At 60.7% G+C, this 26,211-nt stretch carries 33 protein-coding genes and 1 pseudogene; 2 read left to right on the top strand and 32 right to left on the bottom strand.

Translation table 11 applies throughout. The features are described from left to right. Positions 1 to 6: 6 nt before the first annotated feature. The 3 genes from uvrA to ggt (J2T60_RS12590) form a co-directional block, all read right to left on the bottom strand. Positions 7 to 2,862, bottom strand: a complete 2,856-nt coding sequence (gene uvrA / locus J2T60_RS12600; RefSeq protein WP_253450973.1) for an excinuclease ABC subunit UvrA — start codon at positions 2,860 to 2,862, stop codon at positions 7 to 9. 445 nt (positions 2,863 to 3,307) lie between these two features. After that, positions 3,308 to 4,957 (bottom strand): gamma-glutamyltransferase, encoded by a 1,650-nt coding sequence (gene ggt / locus J2T60_RS12595; RefSeq protein WP_445376063.1) that lies wholly within the window; start codon positions 4,955 to 4,957, stop codon positions 3,308 to 3,310. A 59-nt stretch (positions 4,958 to 5,016) separates the two neighbouring features. Next, entirely contained in the window at positions 5,017 to 6,729 is a 1,713-nt protein-coding gene (ggt, locus tag J2T60_RS12590) for a gamma-glutamyltransferase (RefSeq protein ID WP_253450967.1), read from the bottom strand. Positions 6,730 to 6,992: 263 nt separating this feature from the next. Here ggt (J2T60_RS12590) and metF point away from each other — a divergent pair, with 263 nt between their 5' ends. After that, positions 6,993 to 7,934 (top strand): methylenetetrahydrofolate reductase [NAD(P)H], encoded by a 942-nt coding sequence (gene metF, locus J2T60_RS12585; RefSeq protein ID WP_253450964.1) that lies wholly within the window; start codon positions 6,993 to 6,995, stop codon positions 7,932 to 7,934. Further along, a pseudogene (gene metH / locus J2T60_RS12580) lies at positions 7,931 to 11,667 on the top strand (methionine synthase). The gene metF and the pseudogene metH overlap by 4 nt, the downstream one beginning before the upstream one ends. Positions 11,668 to 12,231: 564 nt before the next feature. Here metH and rplQ read toward each other — a convergent pair. The 29 genes from rplQ to J2T60_RS12435 all read right to left on the bottom strand — a co-directional run. Beyond that, positions 12,232 to 12,618 (bottom strand): 50S ribosomal protein L17, encoded by a 387-nt coding sequence (rplQ, locus tag J2T60_RS12575; protein WP_253450962.1) that lies wholly within the window; start codon positions 12,616 to 12,618, stop codon positions 12,232 to 12,234. 39 nt (positions 12,619 to 12,657) lie between these two features. Beyond that, positions 12,658 to 13,653, bottom strand: a complete 996-nt coding sequence (locus tag J2T60_RS12570) for a DNA-directed RNA polymerase subunit alpha (protein ID WP_253450959.1) — start codon at positions 13,651 to 13,653, stop codon at positions 12,658 to 12,660. A 17-nt stretch (positions 13,654 to 13,670) separates the two neighbouring features. Continuing rightward, the gene (gene rpsD, locus J2T60_RS12565; RefSeq protein WP_253450956.1) at positions 13,671 to 14,291 is read right to left on the bottom strand and encodes a 30S ribosomal protein S4; all 621 of its coding nucleotides are present in this window, start codon (positions 14,289 to 14,291) and stop codon (positions 13,671 to 13,673) included. A 70-nt stretch (positions 14,292 to 14,361) separates the two neighbouring features. Further along, positions 14,362 to 14,751 (bottom strand): 30S ribosomal protein S11, encoded by a 390-nt coding sequence (rpsK, locus tag J2T60_RS12560; protein ID WP_253450953.1) that lies wholly within the window; start codon positions 14,749 to 14,751, stop codon positions 14,362 to 14,364. Positions 14,752 to 14,810: 59 nt separating this feature from the next. Beyond that, complete coding sequence (rpsM, locus tag J2T60_RS12555) at positions 14,811 to 15,167, bottom strand: 30S ribosomal protein S13 (protein ID WP_253450950.1); 357 nt, start codon at positions 15,165 to 15,167, stop codon at positions 14,811 to 14,813. Positions 15,168 to 15,251: 84 nt separating this feature from the next. Further along, on the bottom strand, positions 15,252 to 15,368 hold the full coding sequence (gene rpmJ, locus J2T60_RS12550; protein ID WP_253450947.1) for a 50S ribosomal protein L36: 117 nt from the start codon (positions 15,366 to 15,368) through the stop codon (positions 15,252 to 15,254). Positions 15,369 to 15,415: 47 nt separating this feature from the next. Next, positions 15,416 to 16,753 (bottom strand): preprotein translocase subunit SecY, encoded by a 1,338-nt coding sequence (secY, locus tag J2T60_RS12545; protein ID WP_253450944.1) that lies wholly within the window; start codon positions 16,751 to 16,753, stop codon positions 15,416 to 15,418. Between the two features lie 3 nt (positions 16,754 to 16,756). Further along, entirely contained in the window at positions 16,757 to 17,194 is a 438-nt protein-coding gene (gene rplO / locus J2T60_RS12540) for a 50S ribosomal protein L15 (protein WP_253450941.1), read from the bottom strand. A 2-nt stretch (positions 17,195 to 17,196) separates the two neighbouring features. After that, complete coding sequence (gene rpmD / locus J2T60_RS12535) at positions 17,197 to 17,391, bottom strand: 50S ribosomal protein L30 (protein ID WP_253450938.1); 195 nt, start codon at positions 17,389 to 17,391, stop codon at positions 17,197 to 17,199. A 5-nt stretch (positions 17,392 to 17,396) separates the two neighbouring features. Next, positions 17,397 to 17,900 carry a 30S ribosomal protein S5 gene (gene rpsE / locus J2T60_RS12530; protein ID WP_253450935.1) on the bottom strand — a complete coding sequence of 168 codons (504 nt, stop codon included), beginning with the start codon at positions 17,898 to 17,900 and terminating at the stop codon, positions 17,397 to 17,399. Between the two features lie 13 nt (positions 17,901 to 17,913). Further along, positions 17,914 to 18,267 (bottom strand): 50S ribosomal protein L18, encoded by a 354-nt coding sequence (gene rplR / locus J2T60_RS12525; RefSeq protein ID WP_253450931.1) that lies wholly within the window; start codon positions 18,265 to 18,267, stop codon positions 17,914 to 17,916. A 13-nt stretch (positions 18,268 to 18,280) separates the two neighbouring features. Next, positions 18,281 to 18,817, bottom strand: a complete 537-nt coding sequence (gene rplF, locus J2T60_RS12520; protein WP_253450928.1) for a 50S ribosomal protein L6 — start codon at positions 18,815 to 18,817, stop codon at positions 18,281 to 18,283. A 19-nt stretch (positions 18,818 to 18,836) separates the two neighbouring features. Continuing rightward, the gene (rpsH, locus tag J2T60_RS12515; RefSeq protein WP_253450925.1) at positions 18,837 to 19,235 is read right to left on the bottom strand and encodes a 30S ribosomal protein S8; all 399 of its coding nucleotides are present in this window, start codon (positions 19,233 to 19,235) and stop codon (positions 18,837 to 18,839) included. 26 nt (positions 19,236 to 19,261) lie between these two features. Then, complete coding sequence (gene rpsN / locus J2T60_RS12510) at positions 19,262 to 19,567, bottom strand: 30S ribosomal protein S14 (protein ID WP_253450922.1); 306 nt, start codon at positions 19,565 to 19,567, stop codon at positions 19,262 to 19,264. Positions 19,568 to 19,581: 14 nt separating this feature from the next. Beyond that, positions 19,582 to 20,121, bottom strand: a complete 540-nt coding sequence (gene rplE / locus J2T60_RS12505) for a 50S ribosomal protein L5 (protein WP_253450919.1) — start codon at positions 20,119 to 20,121, stop codon at positions 19,582 to 19,584. Between the two features lie 13 nt (positions 20,122 to 20,134). Then, on the bottom strand, positions 20,135 to 20,452 hold the full coding sequence (gene rplX, locus J2T60_RS12500; RefSeq protein ID WP_253450916.1) for a 50S ribosomal protein L24: 318 nt from the start codon (positions 20,450 to 20,452) through the stop codon (positions 20,135 to 20,137). A gap of 19 nt (positions 20,453 to 20,471) precedes the next feature. Then, positions 20,472 to 20,840 (bottom strand): 50S ribosomal protein L14, encoded by a 369-nt coding sequence (gene rplN, locus J2T60_RS12495; RefSeq protein WP_253450913.1) that lies wholly within the window; start codon positions 20,838 to 20,840, stop codon positions 20,472 to 20,474. Between the two features lie 64 nt (positions 20,841 to 20,904). Next, a complete protein-coding gene (gene rpsQ / locus J2T60_RS12490) occupies positions 20,905 to 21,171 on the bottom strand; it encodes a 30S ribosomal protein S17 (protein ID WP_253450910.1) in 267 nt (88 codons plus the stop codon). Continuing rightward, on the bottom strand, positions 21,168 to 21,368 hold the full coding sequence (gene rpmC, locus J2T60_RS12485; protein ID WP_253450907.1) for a 50S ribosomal protein L29: 201 nt from the start codon (positions 21,366 to 21,368) through the stop codon (positions 21,168 to 21,170). The genes rpsQ and rpmC overlap by 4 nt, the downstream gene beginning before the upstream one ends. After that, positions 21,368 to 21,781, bottom strand: a complete 414-nt coding sequence (gene rplP, locus J2T60_RS12480; protein WP_253450904.1) for a 50S ribosomal protein L16 — start codon at positions 21,779 to 21,781, stop codon at positions 21,368 to 21,370. Before rplP ends, rpmC begins: the two co-directional genes overlap by 1 nt. An 11-nt stretch (positions 21,782 to 21,792) precedes the next feature. Then, on the bottom strand, positions 21,793 to 22,467 hold the full coding sequence (gene rpsC / locus J2T60_RS12475) for a 30S ribosomal protein S3 (protein WP_253450901.1): 675 nt from the start codon (positions 22,465 to 22,467) through the stop codon (positions 21,793 to 21,795). Positions 22,468 to 22,479: 12 nt separating this feature from the next. Continuing rightward, positions 22,480 to 22,812: a 50S ribosomal protein L22 gene (rplV, locus tag J2T60_RS12470; protein WP_253450898.1), complete on the bottom strand. Its 333-nt coding sequence runs from the start codon at positions 22,810 to 22,812 to the stop codon at positions 22,480 to 22,482. 14 nt (positions 22,813 to 22,826) lie between these two features. Then, a complete protein-coding gene (gene rpsS, locus J2T60_RS12465; RefSeq protein WP_253450896.1) occupies positions 22,827 to 23,099 on the bottom strand; it encodes a 30S ribosomal protein S19 in 273 nt (90 codons plus the stop codon). Positions 23,100 to 23,120: 21 nt separating this feature from the next. Next, positions 23,121 to 23,951, bottom strand: a complete 831-nt coding sequence (gene rplB, locus J2T60_RS12460; protein ID WP_253450891.1) for a 50S ribosomal protein L2 — start codon at positions 23,949 to 23,951, stop codon at positions 23,121 to 23,123. Between the two features lie 34 nt (positions 23,952 to 23,985). Next, a complete protein-coding gene (rplW, locus tag J2T60_RS12455; protein ID WP_253450888.1) occupies positions 23,986 to 24,282 on the bottom strand; it encodes a 50S ribosomal protein L23 in 297 nt (98 codons plus the stop codon). Further along, positions 24,279 to 24,890 (bottom strand): 50S ribosomal protein L4, encoded by a 612-nt coding sequence (rplD, locus tag J2T60_RS12450; RefSeq protein ID WP_253450885.1) that lies wholly within the window; start codon positions 24,888 to 24,890, stop codon positions 24,279 to 24,281. Before rplD ends, rplW begins: the two co-directional genes overlap by 4 nt. A 9-nt stretch (positions 24,891 to 24,899) precedes the next feature. Beyond that, the gene (rplC, locus tag J2T60_RS12445; protein WP_253450882.1) at positions 24,900 to 25,541 is read right to left on the bottom strand and encodes a 50S ribosomal protein L3; all 642 of its coding nucleotides are present in this window, start codon (positions 25,539 to 25,541) and stop codon (positions 24,900 to 24,902) included. Positions 25,542 to 25,746: 205 nt separating this feature from the next. Then, a complete protein-coding gene (gene rpsJ / locus J2T60_RS12440; RefSeq protein ID WP_253450879.1) occupies positions 25,747 to 26,058 on the bottom strand; it encodes a 30S ribosomal protein S10 in 312 nt (103 codons plus the stop codon). A gap of 61 nt (positions 26,059 to 26,119) precedes the next feature. Next, positions 26,120 to 26,211: EF-Tu C-terminal domain-related protein (locus tag J2T60_RS12435; protein ID WP_510184477.1), on the bottom strand; the 92-nt coding region annotated here is incomplete at its 5' end.

Raw genomic sequence — 26,211 nt, 5'->3', positions numbered from 1 at the left:
GCCGATTCAGGATTTGGCCTCGGCGGCCTGGCGATGGGTCTGGGCGAGGACGTCCGCCAGGAAACGGCCGGTGTGGGAGGCCGGGTTGGTAGCCACGTCCTCGGGAGTGCCGGTGGCCACCACCATGCCGCCACCACTGCCCCCCTCGGGGCCCATATCGATGATCCAGTCGGCAGTCTTGATCACGTCCAGATTGTGTTCGATCACCACCACGGAATTGCCGTTCTCCCGTAGCCGTTGCAGCACGCCCAGCAATTGCTTGATGTCATGGAAATGCAGACCGGTGGTGGGCTCGTCCAGGATATAAAGGGTTTTGCCGGTATCCCGCTTGGACAATTCCCGGGCCAGCTTCACCCGCTGGGCCTCGCCGCCGGACAGGGTGGTGGCATTCTGCCCCAAACGCACATAGCTTAGACCCACTTCCATCAGGGTCTGCAGCTTGCGTTTCAGGGTGGGCACCGCCTCGAAGAAATCCAGGGCATCTTCAATGGTGAGATTCAGCACCTCGGAAATGGTCAGGCCCTTGTAGCGGATATCCAGGGTCTCCCGATTGTAGCGGGCCCCGTTGCAGACATCGCAGGGGACATAGACATCCGGCAGAAAGTGCATCTCCACCTTGATCACGCCATCACCCTGGCAAGCCTCGCAACGGCCACCTTTGACGTTGAAGCTGAAACGGCCCGGCTTGTAGCCCCGGGAACGGGCTTCCTGGGTGCCGGCAAACAGTTCCCGGATGGGTGTGAACAGGCCGGTGTAGGTGGCCGGATTGGAGCGCGGGGTGCGGCCGATGGGGCTCTGGTCGATGTCGATGACCTTGTCTATCTGCTCCAGGCCTTCAATATCATCACAGGGAGACGGGGTCACGCTGGATCGATTGATTTCCCGGGCCAGGAATTTGTAGAGGGTGTCGTTGATCAGGGTGGACTTGCCGGAGCCGGACACGCCGGTAACGCAGGTCATCACCCCCAGGGGCAGGTCCACATCCACCTGCTTGAGATTGTTGCCCCGGGCGCCGCGAATACCCAGGTGGCGGCCCTTTTCCAAGGGCTTGCGCTTTTCGGGGATTTCGATGCGCCGATGCCCGGAGAGGTATTGGCCCGTGAGCGAGGCACTGTCGTTTTCCACCGTCTCCGGCTTGCCCTGGGCCACGACACGGCCACCATGGACGCCGGCCCCCGGGCCCATGTCCAGGACATGATCGGCGCTGCGAATGGCTTCTTCATCATGTTCCACCACGATCACGGTATTGCCCAGGTCCCGCAGGCGGAACAGGGTGTTGAGCAGGCGCTTGTTGTCCCGCTGGTGGAGGCCGATGGAAGGCTCATCCAGGATGTACATCACCCCCACCAGGCCAGAGCCGATCTGACTAGCCAGGCGAATCCGCTGGGCTTCGCCGCCGGAGAGGGTCTCGGCGCTGCGTTCCAGGCTCAGGTAATCCAGGCCCACATCCACCAGGAATCCCAGGCGCTCGATGATCTCCTTGAGGATTTTTTCAGCAATCTTGCCCCGCTTGCCGGGCAGGTTCAGGCCCTTGAAGAAACCGGTAGCCTCGCCCACCGACAGCCGGGCGATGTCCGGCAGGGTGCGGTCGGCCACGAAGACGTGGCGGGCGGAACGGTTCAGACGGCTGCCATGGCATTCCGGGCACTGGCGGCTACTGACATAGCGGGCCAGCTCTTCCCGCACCATGCTGGATTCGGTTTCGTGATAGCGGCGCTGCATATTGGGCAGCACCCCTTCAAAGGGATGGTGTCGGGTGACGGTGCCACCCCCCGGGTTGGGGTATTCGAAGCCGATTTCTTCCTCGCCACTGCCCCAGAGCAGGGCTTGGCGGACATCCTCGGACAGCTCATTGAAGGGGGTGTCCGGATCAAAGCCGTAATGGGCGGACAGGGCCTTGATCAAGCGCCAGTAATAGGGATTTCGGCGGTCCCAGCCGCGCACCGCACCGCCGGCCAGGCTGAGCTCCGGGTCCCGCACCACCCGGTCCGGATCGAAATACTGGTTCACACCCAGGCCATCACAGCTGGGGCAGGCGCCGTTGGGATTATTGAAGGAGAACAGCCGGGGTTCCAGTTCGCTCAAGCTGTAGCCGCACTCGGGACAGGCGAACTTCTCGGAGAAGATCAGCGGCGCCCGCTGGGGCTCGTCCATAAAGGCCACCTGGGCACTGCCGTCCGCCAGTCGCAGGGCGGTCTCGAAGGATTCCGACAGCCGCAGGGCCAGGTCATCCCGCACCCGGAAACGGTCCACCACCGCCTCGATGGTGTGCTTGCGGCGCAGATCCAGCTTGGGCGGATCATCCAGCTCCACCACCTCACCGTTGATCCGGGCCCGGATAAAGCCCTGGGCCCGCAGTTCCTGGATCAACTGCACATGCTCACCCTTGCGATGATCCACCACCGGCGCCAGCAGCATGCACTTGGTCCCTTCCGGCAGGGTCAGGACCTGATCCACCATCTGGCTGATGGTCTGGGCATCCAGGGTGATGTCGTGATCCGGGCAGCGGGGCTGGCCGGCCCGGGCATAGAGCAGGCGCAGATAGTCGTGGATCTCGGTCACCGTCCCCACCGTCGAGCGGGGATTGTGGGAGGTGGACTTCTGCTCGATGGAAATCGCCGGCGACAGGCCTTCAATGTCGTCGATATCCGGCTTTTCCATCATGGACAGGAATTGCCGGGCATAGGTGGACAGGGACTCCACATAGCGGCGCTGGCCTTCGGCGTAAATGGTGTCGAAGGCCAGGGAGGATTTACCCGAACCGGACAGGCCGGTGATCACGATCAGCTGATCGCGGGGCATTTCCACGTCGATGTTCTGAAGATTGTGGGTGCGGGCACCCTGAACGCGTATGGACGCCATGGAACGGTTTGACCTGTTTGCGGGAAAGAACAGGCCATTTTACCGCCTCGGAGCAACCCGCGGCTAGCCGGGATTCCCCCAGCAATCCCTTTACAGACACCGCAGGGGATATAGAGACGGCTCGGATGTGTCTGAGCTCGGTTTTTGTGACACAGAGGACACGGAGAATCCGCAGAGGGCCGCAGAGAATTCTTGTTGCTCTGTGGCCCTCTGCGGATTCTCTGCGCCCTCTGCGTTTAGAAAACACCACGCTCGCCCTGCCCCACAAACTACCCCTTCGTGTCCTTCTGCCTTTCTTCGTGCCCTTCGTGTTGGATTTTTGTATTGAAAACCAGCCACGAAGGTCATGAAGAAAGGCAGAAGGACACGAAGGATCGCTAAGGTTACCGACTGCGGGAAGGAATAGGGGCTGTGGGAGGGCCATATGGCCCTCCCACAGGTGGATTCAATAGCCGCTGGCTTGGCCGTCTTTGCGGTATTCCGAGGCGCCCCGCCAGAGGCGGTCCACCGGATTGTAGGCAATCGCCTGGTAGCCGCCGAAATGGCCCTGCCCGACACGCACCTGATGGCCACGGTCGCTCAAGGCCTCGGCGGTGCCCTCCGGGAAGCCCGGCTCCAGATTGACCACGCCCCCATCCTCGGGGGCAGTCTTGCCGGTGGGGCCGGCGCTGCCGTCGTGGCGAATGCGGGGGGCATCGCCGGCGGCCTGGAGGTTCATGCCGAAGACCAGCAGGTTGAGCAGAATCTGCACCTGCCCCTGGGGCTGCATGGCCCCGCCCATGACGCCGAAACTGAGCCAGGGTTCGCCATCGCGGGTTACAAAGCCGGGCATGATGGTATGGAAGGGGCGTTTGCCCGGGGCAATCACATTGGGATGGCCCGGCTGCAGGCTGAACAGGGCGCCCCGGTTTTGCAGGGAGAAACCCAGCCCCACCGGCACCACGCCGGAACCCATGCCCATATAGTTGCTCTGGATCAGGGAGACCATCATGCCGCTCTCGTCGGCCACGGTGAGATAGACGGTATCTCCGGCATCCAGCCGGGGCTCGCCGGCGGACACGCTCCGAGCGGCCTTGGTCGGATCGATCAGGGTCCGGCGCTCATTGAGATAGGCCTCGTCCAGCAGGCCCTGGACCGGCACCCGTTCAAAATCCGGGTCGGCGTAGAAGCGGGCCCGGTCGGCGAAGGCCAGCTTCTTGGCCTCCACCAGCAGATGGACGTGATCGGGACTGCCGAAGCCGGCCGATTTCAGGTCCCAGGGCTCAAGCAGCTTGAGCATCTGAGCGGCCACCAGACCCTGACCGTTGGGCGGGAGCTGCCAAACAGTCTTGCCCTGGAAATCCACGCTCACCGGCTCCACCCACTGGGCCTTGTAGCCGGCCAGATCCTGTTCCGCCAGCAAGCCGCCGGCCTGTTGCACGGTCTCGGCCATGCTGCGGGCCACCGGGCCCTGGTAGAAGACCTGCTCGCCGTTCTCGCCGATCTGGCCCAGAAGCCGGGCCAGGGCAGGATTGCGGAAACGCTCGCCCTTGCGCGGGGCACGCCCGGAGGGCAGGAAGGTGGCGGCAAAGCCCGGCTGCTCGGCCAGGCGCTCGCCTTCACGCGCCCACTCCTCGGCAATCACCTCGCTGACGGGGAAGCCTTCCTCGGCCAGCGACACGGCCGTGGCCAGGACCTCGCTCATGGGCAGGCGGCCGTGCTTTTCATGCAGGGCAAACCAGCCGCCCACCGCCCCCGGCACGCTGATCGACAGCGGGCCCTGATCCGGGATCCGCTCATGCCCCTTGCCTTCAAACCAGCTGCGGGTCCCAGCCGTTGGGGCCCCGCCACTGGCATTCAGGCCCGTGATGGCCTTCTCATTGGGGTCCCAAAGCATGGCAAAGAGATCACCCCCCAGGCCGGCGCCGGTGGGCTCCACCACACACAGCACGGCATTGGCGGCAATCGCCGCATCCACCGCACTGCCCCCCGACCGCAGGACCCGCAAGGCCGCCTGGGTGGCCAGGGGCTGGCTGGTGGCAGCCATGCCATGACTGGAAAAAATCTCCGAGCGCGTGGCCCAGGACTCACGAGGATAACGCCCACTCATGTCCATTTCCTTTGTATTATCCGCTGATAGGCGATGTTGCAAGGCATTGTGCCACAAGGAAGGCCCTAGAAGCCCGCGGCCTGGCCATCCTTGCGGGGTTCGGAGGCCCCATAAAACACACCGGACTCGGGACAACGCATGATGGCCTGGTAACCGCCGAAGCCGGCACCGCCCACTTCCACTTGGTGACCGCGCTCACGCAGGGCTTCTATGGTCTCGCGGGAAAAACCCGATTCCAGGTGGATGGTGCCGCCGTCTTTCATTTCATCCCCTTCCGGTTGGGAACTGCCCAGATGGGAAATCCGGGGCGCGTCCCCGGCTCCCTGCAAGGACATGCCGAAATCGATCATATTGATCATGATCTGGGCATGGGCCTGGGGCTGCATGGCACCGCCCATGACGCCATAGCTCATCCACGGCTCCCCGTCCTTGGTGACGAAGGCGGGAATGATGGTGTGGAAGGGACGCTTGCCGGGTTCCAGGGTATTGGGATGATCCGGGTCCAGATTAAACATCTCGGCCCGGTTCTGAAGGATGAAACCCAACCCGTCCGGGGTCATGCCGGAACCCATGCCGCGATAGTTACTCTGGATCAGGGACACCATATTGCCTTCCGAGTCTGCCGTGGTGAGGTAAATGGTGTCGTTCTCGTCCAGGCGGGGATCGCCGGCGGGGAATTCAGTGGCGGCCTTTTCCTCGTCGATCAGGGCACGGCGGCGTTCGGCGTATTCCTTGGAGATGAGCTCTTCCACCGGCACATCGACAAAATCCGGGTCGGCGTAGAAGCGCGCCCGATCTTCAAAGGCCAGCTTCTTGGCTTCGGTGAACAGATGGACGTAGTCCGGGTCGTCCAGGCTGTACTCGGACAGGTCCCAGGCCTCCAGGATGTTGAGTATCTGCAGCCCGGCAATGCCCTGGGTGTTGGGCGGCAACTGCCAGACGTCATAGCCGCGGTAATTGGTGGAGACCGGATCCACCCAGGTGGATTCATGGGCGGCCATGTCCTCGGCGGTGAGAAAACCACCCTGGCGCTGCATGTAGTCTTCGATGATCTCGGCAATCTCGCCTTCGTAGAAGGCCTCACGGCCGTCTTCCGCCACCTGGCGAAGGGTGTTGGCCAGATCCGGGTTCTTGAAGATATCCCCCTTGCGGGGTGCGCGTCCGTCGGGCATGAAGGTCTCTGGAAAATTCTCGTATTCCTCCAGCACCTCGGCATTGCGCTCCCAGAAATAGGCAATCACCTCGGTGACTGGGAACCCCTCCTCGGCATAGTGGATGGTGGGGGCCAGCACGTCTTCCATGCCAATACGGCCGAAGCGCTCGTGCAATTCGAACCAGCCGTCGATAGTCCCGGGCACGGACACCGGCAGGGGGCCGCGCTGGGGAATGCGGTCGTAGTCGTTTTCCTCAAACCAGTCCCGGGTCATGGCCTTGGGCGCTCGACCACTGGCATTCAAGCCATAGAGGCTTTCAGATTCAGCATCCCAGACAATGGCAAAGAGATCACCGCCGATGCCGTTGCCGGTGGGCTCGGTGAGGGCGGTCATGGCATTGGCGGCAATGGCCGCATCAATGGCATTGCCCCCGTCCCGCATCACCTGCAGGGCCACCTGGGTGGCCAGAGGCTGACTGGTAGCCGCCATGGCCCCGGTGGCCAGCACATCGGAACGACTCAGCTGGGTATCGGTTTCCACCCGGTCCCAGGCCAGGGCATTACTGCTGATCAGTAAAGCCAGGGCGGTCCCCAGAGACAAGTTCATCAAGCGATTCACAAACATGGGACACTCCCGCGATTGTAGGCCAATCCCGCACAATAGCAGATTGGCTTATCCCGGATGAATATAAGCAGACGCTTGACAATACCACCGGTCTCTACCATTCTGAATACGAAAGCGCCGATTTGATGTCCAGCTTGCGGGCGCTCAATAAATGCAGCTAAAGCGGTGAACGCCGCTCCCGCCACTGTTCCATGTGGCACTGCCATTTTCCCCGCAAGCTTTCCCGAATCGGCGCCCGGTCATCACACGGGAGTCGCCGAATAATGAGCCAGTTACCCACCGAAACCTGGACTGAAGACACCGAGTCCCGCCTGCGGGTCTCGTTTGAATTCTTTCCGCCCAAAACCGAAGCCATGGAACGCCGGCTGTGGTCCTCCATTCTGGCGCTGGCGCCGCTGAATCCCCGCTTTGTGTCGGTGACCTACGGGGCCGGAGGCTCCACCCGGGAACGCACCCACGCCACGGTGCGCCGGGTGCTGGACGACACCGATCTGACCCCGGCGGCCCATCTCACCTGCGTGGATGCCTCCCGGGCCCAGGTGGATGCCGTGGCCCAGGACTACTGGGATTCCGGCGTGCGCCACCTGGTGGCCCTGCGGGGTGACCCGCCGTCCGCCGAGAGCGGCTTTCGGGCCCATCCCGATGGCTACGCCAATGCCGCCGAGCTGGTGGCGGGTCTGAAGAAGATCGGGGATTTCGATATCAGCGTGGCCGGCTATCCCGAGGTCCATCCGGAGGCCCGCTCGCCACAAGCCGATATCGACTACCTCAAGCGCAAGGTGGATGCCGGGGCCAATCGCATCATCACCCAGTACTTCTTCGACAGCGATACCTTTTTGCGCTGGCGGGACCGGGTCCGGGCCGCCGGCATTGATGTACCCCTGGTGCCCGGCATTCTGCCGGTGAGCAATTTCGCCACCGTGGCCCGCTTCAGCGAAGCCTGCGGGGCCCATGTACCCCGTTGGCTGCATCGTCTGTTCGACGGCCTGGACGACGACCCGGACACCCGCCAGCTGGTAGCGGCCACGGTGGCCTCGGAGCAGTGCCTGGACCTGCAGGCCGAGGGCGTCGAAGAATTTCATTTCTACACCCTCAACCGGGCCCAGCTGACCAAGGCCATTTGCCGGATGCTGGGGATCTGTCCCGGCCGGGGCGCGCCGGCGGCGGATTCGGCCCGGGACGTAACCACGGAGGTGCATCCATGAGTGAGTCCCTGCACAAGGCCCTCTCGGAACGCATTCTGATCCTGGACGGGGGCATGGGCACCATGATCCAGAACCTGGATCTCAGCGAGTCCCAGTTTCGCGGATCGCTGTTTGAGGATCACGATCATGAACTGACGGGCAACAACGATCTGCTGAATCTGACCCAGCCGGAGCGGATCCGTCAGCTGCACCGGGACTATCTCAATGCCGGGGCGGAGTTGATCGAGACCAATACCTTCAACGCCAACCGCATTTCCCAGGCGGACTACGGCCTGGAGGATCAGGTCCATGCCATTAATGCCGAAGGCGCCCGCCTGGCCCGGGAAGTGGCGGATGAAGTCCATACCCAGAGCGACCGGCCCCGCTGGGTAGTGGGGGTATTAGGGCCCACCAATCAAACCGCCTCCATCTCCCCCGATGTGAATGATCCGTCAAAACGCAATGTGCGCTTCCGGGACCTGGTCTCGGTCTATTACGAGGCGGCCAAAGGCCTGGTGGCGGGCGGGGTGGATCTGTTCATGGTGGAGACCATTTTCGACACCCTGAATGCCAAGGCGGCCCTGTTTGCCCTGGACACCCTGTTTCAGGATCAGGGCCGGCGCTGGCCGATCATGATTTCGGCCACCATCACCGATGCCAGTGGCCGCACCCTGTCCGGCCAGACGGTGGAGGCCTTCTGGCATAGCGTGATGCAAACCCGTCCCTTCAGCGTGGGGCTGAACTGCGCCCTGGGGGCGGACCAATTGCGCCAGTACGTGAATGAGCTGGGCCGGGTGGCCCCGGTGCCGGTAAGTGCCCACCCCAATGCGGGCCTGCCCAATGAGCTCGGTGAGTACGACCAGAGCCCCGGGGAAATGGCCGAGCTGATCGGCGAATGGGCCGAACGCGGCCTGATCAACATCATCGGCGGTTGCTGCGGGACCACGCCTGAGCATATCCGCGAGATTGCCGAAGCCGTCGCCGCCCATCCGCCGCGGCGTTTACAGCACGACCAGAAGGACATTGCCTGATGAGCGAACGGGATACCCGAGGACCGCATCTTTGCCTGTCCGGGCTGGAACCCCTTCGAATCGGCCCCGAGACCGGTTTTGTGAACATTGGCGAACGAACCAATGTCACCGGCTCGGCGCGTTTCCGCAAACTGATCGAGGCGGAGGATTATGAAACCGCCCTGGAGGTGGCCCGGCAACAGGTGGAAGGCGGCGCCCAGGTCATTGATGTGAATATGGATGACGGGCTGCTGGATGGGGTGGCCTGCATGCGCCACTTTTTGGATCTGGTGGCCACTGAACCGGACATCGCCCGGGTTCCCATCATGATCGACTCCTCCAAATGGGAGGTGATCGAGGCGGGACTGCAATGTGTCCAGGGCCGGCCGGTGGTGAACTCCATCAGCCTCAAGGAGGGGGAAGCGGAATTCCTGGAGCAGGCCCGCCTGTGCCGGCGCTATGGCGCGGCGGTGGTGGTCATGGCCTTCGACGAGCAGGGTCAGGCGGAAAGCGCGGATCACAAGGTGGCCATCGCCCAGCGGGCGGTCAAGCTGCTGACCGAGCAAGCCGGCTTTGATGCCACCGACATCATCATCGACCCCAATATCTTCGCGGTGGCCACCGGCATTGAGGCCCATAACAACTATGCGGTGGAATTCATTGAAGCGGTTCGGCGCATCAAGCGGGAACTGCCGGGGGTGTTCACCAGCGGCGGCCTGTCCAACGTCTCCTTCTCCTTCCGGGGCAACAACCCGGTGCGGGAGGCCATGCATTCGGTCTTCCTCTATCACGCCATTGCCGCCGGCCTGGACATGGCCATCGTCAATGCCGGTCAGCTGACCGTTTACGAAGACATTCCCGAAGACCTCCGCGAACGGGTGGAGGATGTGATCCTTAATCGCCGTGACGACGCCACCGAGCGGCTGCTGGAGATCGCCGACGACTACCGGGACCAGGGCAAGCGGGAGAAGGTCAATCACGCCTGGCGGGAAGAGCCGGTGGAAAAGCGCCTGGAACATGCCCTGGTCCACGGCATCGTGGAACACGTGGAAGCGGATGTGGAAGAGGCGCGCCAGGCGGCGAAACATCCTCTGGACGTGATCGAGGGCCCGCTCATGCAAGGCATGGGCGTGGTGGGCGATCTGTTCGGCTCCGGGCGGATGTTTCTGCCCCAGGTGGTGAAATCCGCGCGGGTGATGAAAAAGGCGGTGGCCTGGCTGATCCCCTATATCGAGGCGGAGAAGGATGACCGCCAGGGGGCCAAGGGCAAGGTGCTGATGGCCACCGTCAAAGGCGATGTCCACGACATCGGCAAGAACATCGTCTCGGTGATCCTGCAGTGCAACAACTATGAAGTGATCGATCTGGGCGTGATGGTGCCCGCGGAAAAAATCCTGGATGAGGCCGTGGCCCACGGGGTGGACATCATCGGCCTGTCGGGCCTGATCACCCCCTCCCTGGATGAAATGCAGCGGGTGGCCTCCGAGATGGAGCGCCGCCAGTTCCGCCTGCCCTTGATGATCGGCGGGGCCACCACCTCCCCCACCCACACGGCCCTGCGAGTGGCCCCGGAATACGCCGCCCCGGTGGTGCATGTGAAGGATGCCTCCCGGGCGGTCAATGTGGTCTCCCGCCTGATCAACCGAGAGCAACGGGAGGCCTTTGCCAGCGAGGTGGCCGAGGAGCACGAACGTCTGCGCCAGCGCCGCGCCGGAAGAACGTCCAAAAAACGCCAGATCCCCCTGGCGGCGGCCCGGGCCAATGCCTTTGACCCCGAACCCCGGCATTATCCACCGGTGGAACCGGCCCAGCCGGGCCTGCATACCGTGGATGATGTGACCATCGACCAGTTGCGTCCCTATATCGACTGGACGCCGTTTTTCCACGCCTGGCAGCTCAAGGCCAGCTACCCCCGCATCCTCAAGGACCCGGACCGGGGCGAGGTGGCCCGCCAGCTCTTTGATGAAGCCCGGGCCATGCTGGATCAAATGGCCTCGGAGCGCTGGCTCCGTCCCCGGGGCGTGGTGGGCCTGTTTCCGGCCGGGGCCCGGGGTGATGACGTGCTGATCTTCCAGGACGAGCAGCGAAAGCAGGAGCGCTGCTGCTTCCACTTCCTGCGTCAGCAGACCCAGCGCCCCACCGGCAAACCCAACCTCTGCCTGGCGGATTTTGTTGCACCGATTGATTCAGGCGTTCCGGACTGGATGGGGGGCTTTGCCGTCACCGCCGGGCTGGAGCTCGCCGAATTGAGCCGCGCATATCGGGACAAGGATGATGATTACAACGCCATACTAGTGGAGTCGCTGGCCGATCGCCTGGCCGAGGCCTTTGCCGAGTATCTCCACGAGCGGGTAAGAAAGGCCCTCTGGGGCTATGACCGGGATGAGGACCTGGACTACACCGCCCTGATTCGAGAGGAATACCGCGGCATCCGCCCTGCCCCGGGTTATCCCGCCTGTCCAGAACACACCGAGAAGGGCCTGATCTGGGACCTGTTGGATGTGGAAGCCCGTACCGGCATGCAGCTGACCGAGAACTACGCCATGTACCCGGGGGCCTCGGTGAGCGGTTTCTACTTCGCCCACCCCAAAGCCCGCTATTTCGGCCTGGGCCAGATCAGCCAGGACCAGGTAGCCGACTACGCCGAGCGCAAGGGCTGGCCCCTGGAAGAAGCCGAACGCTGGCTCGCCCCCAACCTGGCCTACGATCCCGCTAGCCGCTCATTGAAAGATACCGGGTCTTGAGGGATTAAAAGCGAGACACGAAGGACACGAAGAAAGGCAGAAGGGGACGATGGCTGACAGGCTTTCTGGTTCGTAGTGAATGGCTCGGAAGATTGCTGGGTCTGATGGGGAACACGGAGGCCACGGAGGAGCCACGGAGATCACGGAGAGGGTCATTGGGGTTTTGTGGGAGCGGCGTCCGCCGCGATTGGTAAGGAAGCTGCCGTTTGATCGCGGCGGACGCCGCTCCCACTTCTCACCGAATTATTCGCGGATAAATCCGCTCCTACGGCGACATCCCATCCGTAGGAGCGAATTCATTCGCGATGACGCCGGCCCCACACAGCGAGCGTACACTCACTCCGTGATCTCCGTGGCTCCTCCGTGCCCTCCGTGTTAAAACACCAAACCCAAATCCAGCAAGGCAGCATCAACCGCCCCAGAGCCCATCCAACTTACCAACCCTTCGTGCCCTTCTGCCTTTCTTCGTGTCCTTCGTGTTCGCCTTTTCCAAGACATAGAAAAACCGGGACATAAAAAACCGGGCGCTGGGCCCGGTTTTTTGATCTTGCTTGAAGCGGTCGATTACTCGGCGGCTTCTTCTTCCTGCGGTTCGGCACGACCCACCAACTGCACGATGGCCATGGGGGCGTTATCGCCGTCACGGAAGCCGCATTTGAGGATGCGGGTGTAACCGCCGTTGCGCTCTTTGTAGACCGGGCCCAACTCATTGAAGAGCTTGGTGACCAGTTCACGGTCACGCAGCCGGTCAAAGGCCCGGCGACGGCCAGCCACACTGTCGTCCTTGGCCAGGGTAATCAGGGGCTCTACCACGCGGCGGAGCTCCTTGGCCTTGGGGACCGTGGTTTTGATCTGTTCATGACGCAGCAGCGACGCGGCCATATTGCGGAACATGGCCTTGCGATGGCTGCTGTTGCGATTCAGTTTACGACCTGCCTTGCGGTGACGCATGACTACTTTCCTGAAATAGTGACTTATCCGAAGCCCGGCTTAGGCCGAGGCTTGCTTCTTGTCCTGGAGGCTGGACGGCGGCCAGCCTTCCAGCTTCATGCCGAGGGACAAACCGTGCTGAGCCAGCACGTCCTTGATCTCGGTCAGCGATTTCTTGCCCAGGTTCGGCGTCTTGAGCAGCTCCACTTCGGTGCGTTGAACCAGATCACCGATGTAGTGGATGCTCTCTGCCTTGAGGCAGTTGGCCGAACGGACCGTCAGCTCCAGCTCATCCACTGGACGCAGAAGGACCGGGTCGATCTGACTGTCTTCTTCCGTGCTGGCTTCTTCGCTGTCTTCAAGATCCACGAAGACGGACAGTTGATCGCTGAGAATGGTAGCCGCCCGGCGAATAGCTTCTTCCGGATCAATGCCGCCATTAGTCTCCAGATCAATGATCAGCTTGTCCAGGTCCGTCCGCTGATCCACACGCGCCGCTTCCACGCTGTAGCTTACGCGACGGATGGGGCTGTAGGTGGCGTCCACCAGCAGCCGGCCCACGGGACGACTCTCATCGTCGACGCTGCCACGCTGGGAAGCGGGCTCATAGCCTCGACCCCGGCGCACCTTGATCTGCATATTCAGCTCGCCACTGGCGTTCACGTTGGCCAGCACCAGGTCCGGGTTCATGATTTCCAGCTCATGATCCGTTTGCAGATCACCCGCAGTCACCACACCCTTGCCCTTCTGCTTAACCGTCAGCGTGGCTTCCTCGCGGGAATGCATGCGCATGGCCACCTGCTTGAGATTCAGCAGGATTTCCAGCACATCTTCTTCCACACCTTCCACGGTGCTGTACTCGTGAACCACGCCTTCAATCTCGGCCTCGGTCACGGCAGCACCGGGCATGGAGGACAACAGCACTCTACGCAGGGCATTACCCAGCGTATGACCGAAACCACGTTCCAGCGGCTCCAGGACAACTCGGGCGCGAGTTGCGCTGATTTCTTTCACGTCAATATGACGCGGCTTTAGAAACTCACCGACAGATGACATCTAGTCAAACCCCGCAATTACTTGGAGTAAAGCTCGACCACCAGGTTTTCGTTGACATCCGGAAGGATGTCGCCGCGATCCGGGGCAGCCTTGAAAATACCGGTCATTTTCTTCTCGTCCACTTCGATCCAGGACGGGAAACCGGCTTCCTTGGCCATATCAAGCGCAGATTGGATACGCAGCTGCTTCTGGGACTTTTCCCGAACGCTCACTTCATCCTCTGCCTTGACCTGGTAGGACGGCACATTCACCAGCTCGCCATTCACCAGGATGCCCTTGTGGGACACCAGCTGGCGTGCTTCGGCCCGGGTGGAGGCAAAACCCATGCGATAGACCACGTTATCAAGACGGGTCTCAAGCAGGGTCAGCAGGTTCTCACCCGTGGAACCCTTACGGCGAGCTGCTTCTTTGTAATATTTGCGGAACTGGCGTTCGAGAACGCCGTACATGCGCCGCAGCTTCTGCTTTTCCCGGAGCTGCAGACCGTAATCCGACAGGCGACCACGGCGATTGCCATGCTGACCCGGAACAGAATCGATCTTGCACTTGGACTCCAGCGGGCGCATGCCGCTTTTGAGGAACAAATCTGTCCCTTCGCGACGCGCCAGTTTACAAGTTGGTCCGATGTATCTTGCCATGTCTCAAACTCTCCGAGGCTTGCTGTACCGGGCGGCTGCCCGGACAGCAATCACGATGGATTGCCTTGCCTTACACGCGGCGCTTCTTGGGCGGACGGCAGCCATTATGCGGAATTGGCGTCACGTCCGTGATATTGGTGATGCGGAAACCGGCGTTGTTCAGAGAACGTACAGCGGATTCGCGGCCAGGACCGGGGCCCTTGACCCGCACTTCCAGGTTCTTCACACCGTAATCCTGAGCGCCCTGACCGGCACGATCGGCAGCCACCTGGGCGGCAAAGGGGGTGCTCTTACGCGAACCCCGGAAGCCGGAACCACCAGAAGTGGCCCAGGATAGGGCATTGCCCTGACGATCCGTGATCATCACGATGGTGTTATTGAAGCTCGCCTGAACATGAGCGATGCCATCAACAACTGTCTTTTTCACCTTCTTTTTGGTGCGGGTGCCAGCTTTGGCCATTTCAATCTACCCTTGGTTACTGAATCTTGTCTCATCAAGACCCGTTGTATCCGCTGGAATCAACGGGTGATGGGGCGACGCTTACCCTTGCGGGTGCGCGCGTTAGTTTGGGTCTGCTGCCCTCGAAGGGGCAGGCCACGGCGGTGACGAATACCACGGTTGCAGCCCAGATCCATCAACCGCTTGATGTTCATGGCAGTTTCCCGGCGGAGATCACCCTCCACGACGAACTTGCCCACCAAACCACGGATGCTGTCGATCTCACCTTCGGTGAGGTCACGCACCTTGGTATCCGGCTTTACATTGGCCGCTTCACAGATCTGCTGGGACCGGGTACGACCGACTCCGTAGATCTCTGTCAGCGCGATCACCACATGCTTGTGGGTCGGGATGTTAATACCTGCTATACGGGCCATTTCGGCTAAACTCCTGACTCGCCTCGCGCGGGAAACGCGACAATATACCTCAGATCGCCTCGGCGATCAATCTATGGGACCGGATCAACCCTGACGCTGTTTATGGCGGGGGTCGCTGGTGCAGATCACCCGAACCGTCCCGTGACGGCGAATAATCTTGCAATTCCGGCAAATTTTCTTGACCGAAGCTCGGACTTTCATGGTTCAGTCTCCTGCGCCACCCATCGGCGGCTCAAACCGTTACTGGATTAACGGGGACGGCCAGCGCGGCCGTAGCCCTTCAAATTCGCTTTCTTAAGCAGGCCATCGTACTGATGAGACATCATGTGCGCCTGAAGCTGGGACATGAAATCCATCGAGACGATGACAATAATCAGCAGAGATGTACCCCCGAAATAGAAGGGAACGTTCCAACCGACGATCAAGAACTCCGGCAACAAGCAGACAGCCGTGATGTATATGGCCCCCCAGAGGGTAAGCCGAGACAGCACGCCGTCCACATAATCCGCCGTCTGACGCCCCGGGCGAATGCCCGGAATAAAGGCGCCGGAGCGCTTGAGGTTGTCTGCCGTGTCACGGCTGTTGAACACCAGAGCCGTGTAGAAAAAGCAGAAAAACATGATCATGCCGGCATAAAACAGCGTGTACACCGGCTGACCGGGCTGCAGGGACTGGACCAACTGCTGAATCCAACCCGGGCCCTGATCCTGGGTCCACCCAATCAGGGTGGACGGGAACAGAATAATACTGGAAGCGAAGATGGGCGGGATCACCCCGGCCATGTTCAGCTTCAGCGGCAAATGACTGCTCTGGCCGCCATACATGCGCCGACCTTGCTGGCGCTTGGCGTAGTTCACGGTAATCCGGCGCTGCCCACGCTCGATGAACACCACAAAAGCGGTCACGGCCAGGGCCAGGAAGGCCAGGATGATACCGAAAATCGTGGATAGCTCACCGGTCCTGATCAGTTCCAGCGTGCCGCCCATGGCGGAGGGCAGACCAGCCACAATCCCGCCAAAGATGATCAGGGAAATACCGTTACCGATACCCCGCTCGGTAATCTGCTCACCCAGCCACATCAAAAACATGGTGCCGGTTACCAGCGTCACGGCACAGACAAAGGTGAACTGGGCCGGCGGAATAATGGACACGCCCTGATTGGCCAGCGCAATAGAGGCGCCAATGGACTGGAAGGTTGCCAGGACCACCGTGCCGTAGCGGGTGTACTGAGTAATCTTCCGGCGTCCGGCCTCGCCTTCCTTCTTCAACTCTTTGAGCTGAGGAATCACGGCGGTCATCAGCTGCATGATAATGGCAGCCGAGATGTAGGGCATGATCCCCAGGGCGAAGAGGCTGAAACGTTCCAGCGCCCCGCCGGAGAACATGTTGAACATCTCCAGGATGGTGCCGCGCTGGGCCTCGAAGACCTGGGCCATCTGGACCGGATCAATACCCGGCACCGGGATGTGTGCACCAATCCGGAATACGATCATGGCACCAAGAACAAACAGCAGGCGCTGCTTGATCTCAGTGGCTCGACCGAGACTACCGAGATTGGAAGGGACCGCGCCGCCGCCAGCCGCCATGACTTACTCCTCGATCTTTCCGCCGGCGTCCTCAATGGCCTTGCGCGCCCCCTTGGAGGGCACCAGACCCTTGACCGTGACGGCTTTGCCGCCCAGATCGCCGCTAGCGATGATTTTGACCCGCTCGGCCTTGCTGTGAACCAGCCCGGCCTTGCGAAGTACGGCGATATCAATCACGTCAGCTTCCACTCGTGTCAGCTCGTCCAGGCGGATCTCATCCGCCATGGCGGCCGTGCGCGAACGAAAGCCCACCTTCGGCAGGCGACGCTGCAGCGGCATCTGACCACCTTCAAAGCCGACCATTACGGTGCCGCCGGAACGTGCCAGCTGACCCTTGTGGCCCTTGCCCGAGGTCTTGCCCAGGCCGGAACCGGCACCACGACCAAGGCGTTTGCCTTCGGGACGTGAGCCTTCCGCGGGCTTCAATTCATTCAGTCGCATAATCAGGCTTCCTCTACCTGCAACAGGTACGAAACACGATTGATCATGCCGCGGTTTTCAGGGGTGTCCTGAACATCCACGGTATGGTGCATACGGCGCAGGCCGAGCCCCCGCACACAGGCCTGATGATTCTTCAGGCGGCCGTGCATGCTGCGGACCAGCGTGACCTTGATTGTTTTGTTACCTTTATCAGCCATCGGTCTCAACCCGTGATCTCTTCTACGGACTTTCCGCGCTTGGCGGCCACCTGCTCCGGAGAGCGGACTTGCGTCAGCGCGTTCATGGTAGCGCGCACAACGTTAATGGGGTTGCGCGAGCCATAGCTCTTGGCGAGCACGTTCTTCACGCCGGCCACTTCACAGACGGCACGCATGGCACCACCGGCGATAATCCCGGTACCGTCGGAAGCTGGCTGCATCAGCACCCGGGTCGCGCCGTGGTTGGCACGCATGGGGTACTGGAGTGTGCCTTCGTTCAAGTGGACGGACTGCATGTCTTTACGGGCTTTTTCCATGGCCTTTTGAATGGCCAGGGGGACTTCCCGGGCCTTGCCATAGCCAAAGCCAACTTTTCCATTGCCGTCGCCGACCACTGCCAAGGCGGTGAAACCAAATTTCCGGCCGCCTTTCACCACTTTGGCCACACGATTGATGGCGACCAGCTTTTCCTGGAGATCGTCCGTCTGCTTCTGTCCGGGTGCTGCCATGATAGTTACCTATTCAGAATTTCAATCCGCTTTCGCGTGCCGCATCGGCCAAGGCCTTGACCCGGCCGTGATACCGGAAGCCAGAGCGATCAAAGGCCACCTGCTCGATGCCAGCGGCCTTTGCCTTTTCCGCAATGGCCTTACCCACTGCTTCCGCAGCGGTCACGTTACCCGTGCCCTTCAGGGACTTCTTCAACTCGGGCTGTACCGTGGAAGCGGCAGCCAGAACCTTGCCCCCATCCGGTGCAATGACCTGGGCATAAATATGTCTCGGCGTACGATGAACACTCAGACGATGAGCGCCGATCTGCCGGATGTTGGCGCGCGCCTTGCGGGCACGACGCGTGCGAGCCGTTCTCTTATCCATTGCTCACCTACCGTTATTTTTTCTTGGCCTCTTTACGGACCACACGTTCATCCGAATACCGGATACCCTTGCCCTTATAGGGCTCGGGGGGACGGAAGGCACGGATCTCTGCCGCAGCCTGCCCGACCTTCTGCTTATCCACGCCTCTGACCACCACCTCGGTGTTACTCGGGGTTTCAATGGTCAGGCCTTCCGGCACCGGATAATCAACCGGATGGGAAAGACCCAGCGTCAGACTCAGGGATTTCCCCTTTGCCTGGGCCCGATAACCCACGCCGATCAGCTCAAGCTTCCGCTCAAAGCCAGCCGACACTCCGGTCACCATGTTGTTCAAGAGCGCGCGGGTTGTACCCGCCATGGCTACCTGGCGGCGGTCGCCCTGCTGACGAGCGGCCACACGCAGGCTCTTGTCCTCCTGCTCCACGGTCACATCGGGATGGAGCTCCATGCTGAGTTCACCCTTGGAACCTTTGAAGCTCACCTGGGTGCCACTCTGCTTGAATTCAACCCCATCCGGCAGGGTGACCGGCGCATTTGCAATCCTGGACATCGCTAAAACCCTGCGTCAGTTACGAGACGAAACAAATTACTTCACCGCCATTACCCGACTCGCGGGCAACACGGTCACTCACCACACCCTTGGATGTGGATACGATCGCCACACCGAGACCCCCATCGACCTTGGGCAGTTCATCGCAGGCCTTAAAGACCCGCAGCCCTGGCCGGGAAACCCGACGGATCGTCTCTATCACGGGCTTACCCTCAAAGTACTTCAGGGCAACTTCCATGGTCTGCTTATTGCCGGTTTCTTCCTTGACGGAGAAATCGGCGATGTAGCCTTCATCCTTCAGGACCTGGGCGATATTGGCCTTGGTCTTGGAGGACGGCAGGCTGACCGTGGCTTTACCCGCACGCTGAGCGTTACGGATACGGGTCAGCATGTCGGCGATCGGATCAGTCATACTCATTGCGTTATTCCTCGTTCCAAACGCCCTTACCAGCTGGACTTGGTCAACCCCGGGATGTCACCACGCATGGCGGCTTCCCGCAGCTTGGTCCGACCCAGGCCGAAGCGACGATAGTAACCGTTAGGACGACCGGTAATCCGGCAACGATTCCGTACGCGAACGGGACTGGAGTTCCTCGGCAAACTAGCCAGCTTCTCCACCGCGATTTCGCGATCGTCTTCGCTGGAACTAGGATCCTTGATGATGCGCTTAAGCTCGGCACGCTTGGCGGCATACTGGGCCACCATTTTTGCGCGTTTACGCTCACGCTCAACCATTGATTTCTTGGCCATTTCTCAGCCCCTACTCAGTTCTTGAACGGGAAGTTGAAAGCAGACAACAGGGCCCGGCCCTGCTCGTCGTCTTTCGCCGTCGTGGTAATGGTGATATCCATACCGCGGATGGCATCGACCTTGTCGTACTCAACTTCCGGAAAAATAATCTGCTCTTTCACACCCAGGCTGTAATTGCCGTGGCCGTCAAAGGCCTTGACACTCAGCCCGCGGAAGTCACGAACCCGGGGAACCGCCACATTAATGAGACGATCCAAAAATTCGTACATACGCTCCCGGCGGAGGGTCACCTTGGCACCAATGGGCCAACCGTCCCGGATCTTGAAGCCAGCTACCGATTTGCGCGACTTCGTGATCAGAGCCTTCTGGCCCGTAATCTTCGCCAAATCGTCAACCGCATGCTCAAGGACTTTCCGGTCACCCACAGCCTCACCGAGACCCATATTGATGGTGACCTTGGTGATCCGGGGGACCTCCATGGGGTTCTCAAGGCTGAGATCCTTCTGGATCTGGCCCTTGAGCTTTTCATTGTATAACTGCTTAAGTCTCGCCATCGGGATCACCTACTTAAACGTCGACCGCTTCGTTGGTGGACTTGAAGATGCGAACCTTGCGGCCGTCCTCCAGCCGCCGGATTCCGACTCGATCACCTTTCTTGGTCACAGGGTTGAACATCATCACGTTGGAGATGTTGATGGGCATCTCACGATCAATGATGCCCCCACCCTGGCCACGGTTCGGGTCGGCCTTTTGGTGCTTCTTCGCGATATTCACATTCTCGACCACGATATGGTCCTCGTCCACCACACGCAGAACGGTACCTTGACGGCCTTTGTCCTTGCCTGCGATGACGATCACATCGTCGCCTTTCTTAATCCGGTTCATCGTCAACCTCTCCGTTCGCTCACAGCACCTCGGGGGCGAGCGAGACAATTCTCATGAATTGGTCGGTTCGCAGCTCACGGGTCACCGGTCCGAAAATACGGGTACCGATGGGCTCAAGGCGCGGATTCAGCAGGACAGCCGCATTGCTGTCGAAGCGAATCACCGAACCATCCGGGCGACGCACACCCTTGCGGCTACGAACCACAACAGCGTCGTATACCTCGCCTTTCTTCACACGGCCCCGAGGGATCGCTTCCTTCACGCTGACCTTGATCACGTCACCGATCCGCGCGTAGCGACGCTTGGAACCACCCAACACCTTGATACAACGAAGGCTACGAGCCCCGCTGTTGTCTGCGGCGTCCAGCAGTGTCTGCATCTGGATCATTTTCTCTACCCCTGCTAAGTCGGCCAGTCAGCCGGGCTGGCGGCCAACCCGTGTAGTGCTCGGTTTATTCCGAAGCCCGTTCCACGATCTCGTGCAACCGCCAGCTCTTCCGCTTGGACAGCGGACGGCATTCTGCAATGGTGACCACATCACCATCGCGGCACGCGTTCTCTTCATCATGCGCCAGGAGCTTGGTGCTCCGGCGAATGTACTTTCCATACAGCGGATGGGATACACGCCGCTCGATATAGACCGAGATGGTTTTGTCACCCTTGGTGCTCACCACTCGGCCCAATATCGTGCGCGGGGTTTGCGAATTCGTCTCACTCATTGCTGTTCACCCGCCTTCTGTTCATTCAGAACCGTCTTGATGCGTGCGATGTTCCGACGGACCTTGCTGACCTGGTCCGGACGGCTGAGCTGGCCGGTGGCCTGCTGCATCCGCAGATTGAACTGTTCGCGCCGCAAATCAAGCAGCTCCTTGTTCAACTCTTCCGAATTCTTCTTACGCAGATCTGAAACTTTCATTACATCACCTGCCGGGTCACGAAGGTGGTCTGCACCGGAAGTTTGGCTGCGGCCAGGCGAAATGCCTCACGCGCCAGATCTTCACTGACCCCTTCCATCTCATAAAGAACACGCCCGGGCTGAATCTGGGCAACCCAATATTCCACGTTACCCTTACCCTTACCCATGCGAACTTCCAGGGGCTTGGCGGTAACTGGCTTGTCCGGAAAGATCCGGATCCAGATTTTGCCGCCACGCTTCACGTGACGTGTAATGGCGCGACGCGCCGCTTCAATCTGGCGAGCAGTAATGCGGCCCCGCGTGGTTGCCTTCAGACCGAACTCACCGAAATCCACGGTGTTACCAGCCTGCGCCACGCCACGGTTGCGGCCCTTGTGCTGCTTACGAAATTTTGTTCGTTTCGGCTGCAACATGACAGCGTCTCCTACTTCCGCGCCTTCTCATCGGCTTGAACCTGGCCGATGGTGCTGGGATCCAGGATTTCGCCCTTAAAGATCCAGACCTTTACGCCAATAATGCCGTAGGTGGTCTGGGCTTCGGCGAAGCCATAATCAATATCCGCACGCATGGTGTGCAGCGGTACCCGGCCTTCCCGATACCACTCACTGCGGGCGATTTCCGCACCATTGAGCCGGCCGCCGACGCGAACCTTGATGCCTTCGGCACCCAGGCGCATGGCATTACCCACGGCGCGCTTCATGGCACGGCGGAACATAATGCGGCGTTCCAGCTGCTGTGCGATGCTCTCCGCCACCAGCTGGGCATCCAGCTCGGGCTTGCGAACTTCTGCAATGCTGACGCGCACATCCATACCAAGGCGTTCGGACAGCTCCTTGCGAAGCTTTTCGATGTCCTCACCCTTCTTGCCAATCACAATACCCGGGCGAGCGGTATGGATCGTAATGCGGGCGCTCTTGGCCGGACGCTCGATCTGAATCCTGCTAACCGAGGCATGCGCCAACTTCTTCTTGATGTAATCGCGCAGCTTCAGGTCTTCCAGCAGCGTATCGGCGAACTCGCCACCTTCCGCAAACCACTTGGCGGTCCAGTCAGTGGCTACGCCAAGCCTGAAACCGGTTGGATGAACTTTATGACCCATGTCAAATCACCTTCACTCGTCAGCCACTGAAATGGTGACGTGGCTCGTCCGCTTGAGAATCTGGTCGGCACGCCCCTTGGCCCGCGGCTGGAAGCGCTTCATCATCGGACCTTCATCGACGAAAATCCGATCCACCTTGAGCTCATCCACATCAGCGCCTTCATTGTTTTCTGCGTTGGCAATTGCCGATTCCAGCAACTTCCTCAGAATATGAGACGACTTTTTCGTGCTGAACTCCAGAATCTGGAGGGCCTGGTCCACGGGCTTACCCCGGACCTGATCCGCAACCAGCCGACATTTCTGTGGCGAGATTCTGGCGAACCGAAGTTTTGCATTTACCTGCATGGCTCGCTACCTCTTTACTTCGACTTCTTGTTGGCCGCATGACCCTTGAAAGTCCGGGTCAACGCAAACTCACCGAGTTTGTGGCCGACCATGTTTTCGGACACCAGTACGGGCATATGCTGCCGGCCGTTATGGACCGCGATGGTCAGCCCAACCATGTCGGGCGTAACCATGGACCGGCGCGACCAGGTCTTGATGGGTCGACGATCATTGTTCTCGGCCGCCGCGCGAACCTTCTTCGCGAGGTGGGGATCAATGAAAGGACCTTTTGTAATTGAACGTGGCACGTGCCTACCCTCTCGATTCCGTTACTTCTTGAGCCGACGGCGACGCACGATCATGTTATCCGTGCGCTTGTTATGCCGCGTCTTGTAACCCTTGGTGGGCTGGCCCCAGGGACTGACCGGATGACGGCCCCCCGAGGTACGACCTTCACCACCACCATGCGGATGGTCCACGGGATTCATGGCCACACCGCGAGTCTTGGGCCGGAAACCGCGCCAACGCTTGGCGCCGGCCTTACCCAATTGGCGGAGACTGTGTTCCTGGTTACCCACTTCGCCGATGGTGGCGCGACATTCCGCGTGCACCTTGCGCACCTCACCGGAGCGCAGGCGAATGGTGGCATAACCCGCTTCACGAGCCAGCAACTGACAGGCCGTACCCGCGGAGCGAGCCAGCTGCGCGCCTTTGCCGGGCCGCAGTTCGACGCAATGCACCGTGCTACCCACTGGAATGTTGCGCAGCGGGAGGGCGTTACCCACCTTGATGGGCGCCCGATCACCGGACATCACCGGGTCGCCGGCCTTCAAGCCACGCGGCGCGATGATGTAGCGGCGCTCGCCATCGGCATACAACACCAATGCCAAATGCGCGCTGCGGTTCGGATCATACTCCAAACGCTCGATGCGACCCGCCACGTCATCCTTGTTGCGGCGGAAATCCACCACCCGGTAGCGACGCTTGTGGCCGCCACCCCGGTGACGCATGGTCGTCCGACCCGCGCTGTTCCGACCACCGGTGCTGTGCTTCTTCTCCACCAGCGGGGCGTAAGGCTCACCCCGGTGCAGCTCGGCGTTCTTAATCTGAACGACGAAACGGCGTCCGGGCGAAGTCGGTTTTGCTTTCTTCAGTGCCATGACTTCGAATCCCTGTTCGATTCAGGCGAGGACCTCAGTCCCCACCCATGAAATCAATGTCTTGTCCGGCGGGCAGCGTCACATAGGCCTTTTTCCAATCCTGCCTACGGCCAAACTGCATACCGAAACGCTTGATCTTGCCTTTGTGATTCACCACGCTGACCTTTTCGACCTTCACGTCGAAAAGCATCTCCACTGCGCGGCGGATCTCCGGCTTGCTCGCATCCCGACGGACCTTGAAGACCACCTGGTTGTGGGCTTCGGCCACATCGGTGCTCTTTTCCGAGACATGCGGACCGAGCAGCACGGTCATCAGTCGCTCTTGGTTCATGACAGCCACTCCTCGATGCGACGCAGGGCGGGCACCGTCAGCAAAACCTTGTCAAAACCCACCAGGGAGACAGGGTCCAGCGCGGCGGTATCTCGCACATCCACTTTGGGCAGATTGCGTGCGGAGAGATAAAGCGCCTCGGTCACGTCTTCAGTCACGATAAGGACATTGTCCAGGCCGAGCTCTTTCAGCTTGCCAGTCAGGGCGCGGGTCTTGGGCTCATCCACATCAAAGGACTCTGCCACCAAGAGGCGATCCTGGCGCACCAGCTCGGACAGAATGGACCGGATCGCTGCCCGGTACATTTTCTTATTCACTTTCTGGCTGTGGTCCTGGGGCTGAGCGGCAAAAATCTTGCCACCACCGCGCCACATCGGGCTGCGGATGGTACCAGCACGGGCACGGCCGGTACCCTTCTGACGCCAGGGCTTGCGACCACCGCCACGAACTTCCGCGCGGGTCTTCTGGGCGCGGGTTCCGGCCCGACCGGCTGCCAGATACGCCACCACCACCTGGTGGACCAGCGTTTCGTTGAAATCCCGACCAAAGTTCACGTCAGAGACGGAAACCTTTTCCTGGCCAGAGGCGTTGTGCACCTGAAGTTCCATGTAACCTCCTTAACTGGCCGAGTTCGCAGGGCGGATGATGACGTCCGAGCCCTTGGAACCGGGCACGGCACCCTTGACCAGCAACAGGTTGCGCTCGGCATCCACTCGAACCACTTCCAGGTTCTGGGTGGTGCGGCGCACATTACCCATGTGGCCGGACATCTTTTTGCCCTTGAAAACACGGCCCGGGGTCTGGTTCTGGCCAATGGAACCCGGCACGCGATGAGAGAGGGAATTACCGTGGGTCTGACGCTGGCCGCGGAAATTATGCCGCTTAATGGTACCAGCGAAACCCTTACCAATGGTGGTGCCAGTCACGTCGACTTCCTGGCCCGGCTCGAACATGTCGACCCGAATTTCACCGCCCAACTCCAGGTCCTCGCCCTCACCCTCGGTGAGACGAAACTCCCAGATACCGCGACCTGCTTCCACGCCGGCCTTGGCGAAGTGCCCGGCCTGCGCCTTGGTCACGCGATTGGGACGCCGATTGCCCGTGGTCACCTGAAGACCCCGGTAGCCGTCGGATTCGACCGATTTGAGCTGCGTGATACGGTTCGGCTCGACCTCGATCACCGTGACGGGCCTGGAAGCACCGTCCTCGGTGAAAACACGGGTCATGCCGCGTTTCCGCCCTACAACACCAATAGCCATCTTTCCTATCCTCGTTCACCGCGCCGATTTCGATTGACCAGCGCTGTATACAATTTGGCTCGACTTGAGCGCCGAGCCCAATTCCTGACCCGGAAATGCAGACCCGGCACAGGCTTGCCCCTGTACCGGGCCAAAAGAGCCCGCTATCTTAGCACTCAGCGAGCCCCTTGAAAAGCCCCTCAATGGAAGCGCGCTTCCGGGCTGATCAGTTCAGCTGAATCTGGACATCCACGCCCGCGGCCAGGTCCAGACGCATCAGGGCATCCACCGTCTTGTCGGTGGGCTCCACGATGTCCATCAACCGCTTGTGGGTGCGGATTTCATACTGGTCCCGCGCGTCTTTGTTGACGTGGGGCGAGATCAGGATGGTGTGCTTTTCCTTGCGAGTCGGCAGCGGGATGGGGCCCTTGACCTGGGCACCGGTCCGCTTGGCCGTCTCGACGATCTCCTGGGCCGAGCGATCGATCAATCGATGATCGAAGCCTTTAAGCCGGATTCGGATATTCTGATTCGACATGTTACTTATCCCTTCGGGATGCTCGAGCCGGGGCCGACTCACGCCGGCCCCGATTCAATACTTAGTCAAGGATCTTGGAGACCACGCCGGCGCCCACGGTACGACCGCCTTCGCGAATAGCGAAGCGCAGACCGTCTTCCATGGCGATGGGGG

Source organism: Natronospira proteinivora (assembly GCF_024170465.1).
Lineage (GTDB): Bacteria > Pseudomonadota > Gammaproteobacteria > Natronospirales > Natronospiraceae > Natronospira > Natronospira proteinivora.
The sequence above is the reverse complement of the archived record's forward strand: the minus strand, read 5'-3'. Positions and strand labels throughout refer to the sequence as shown.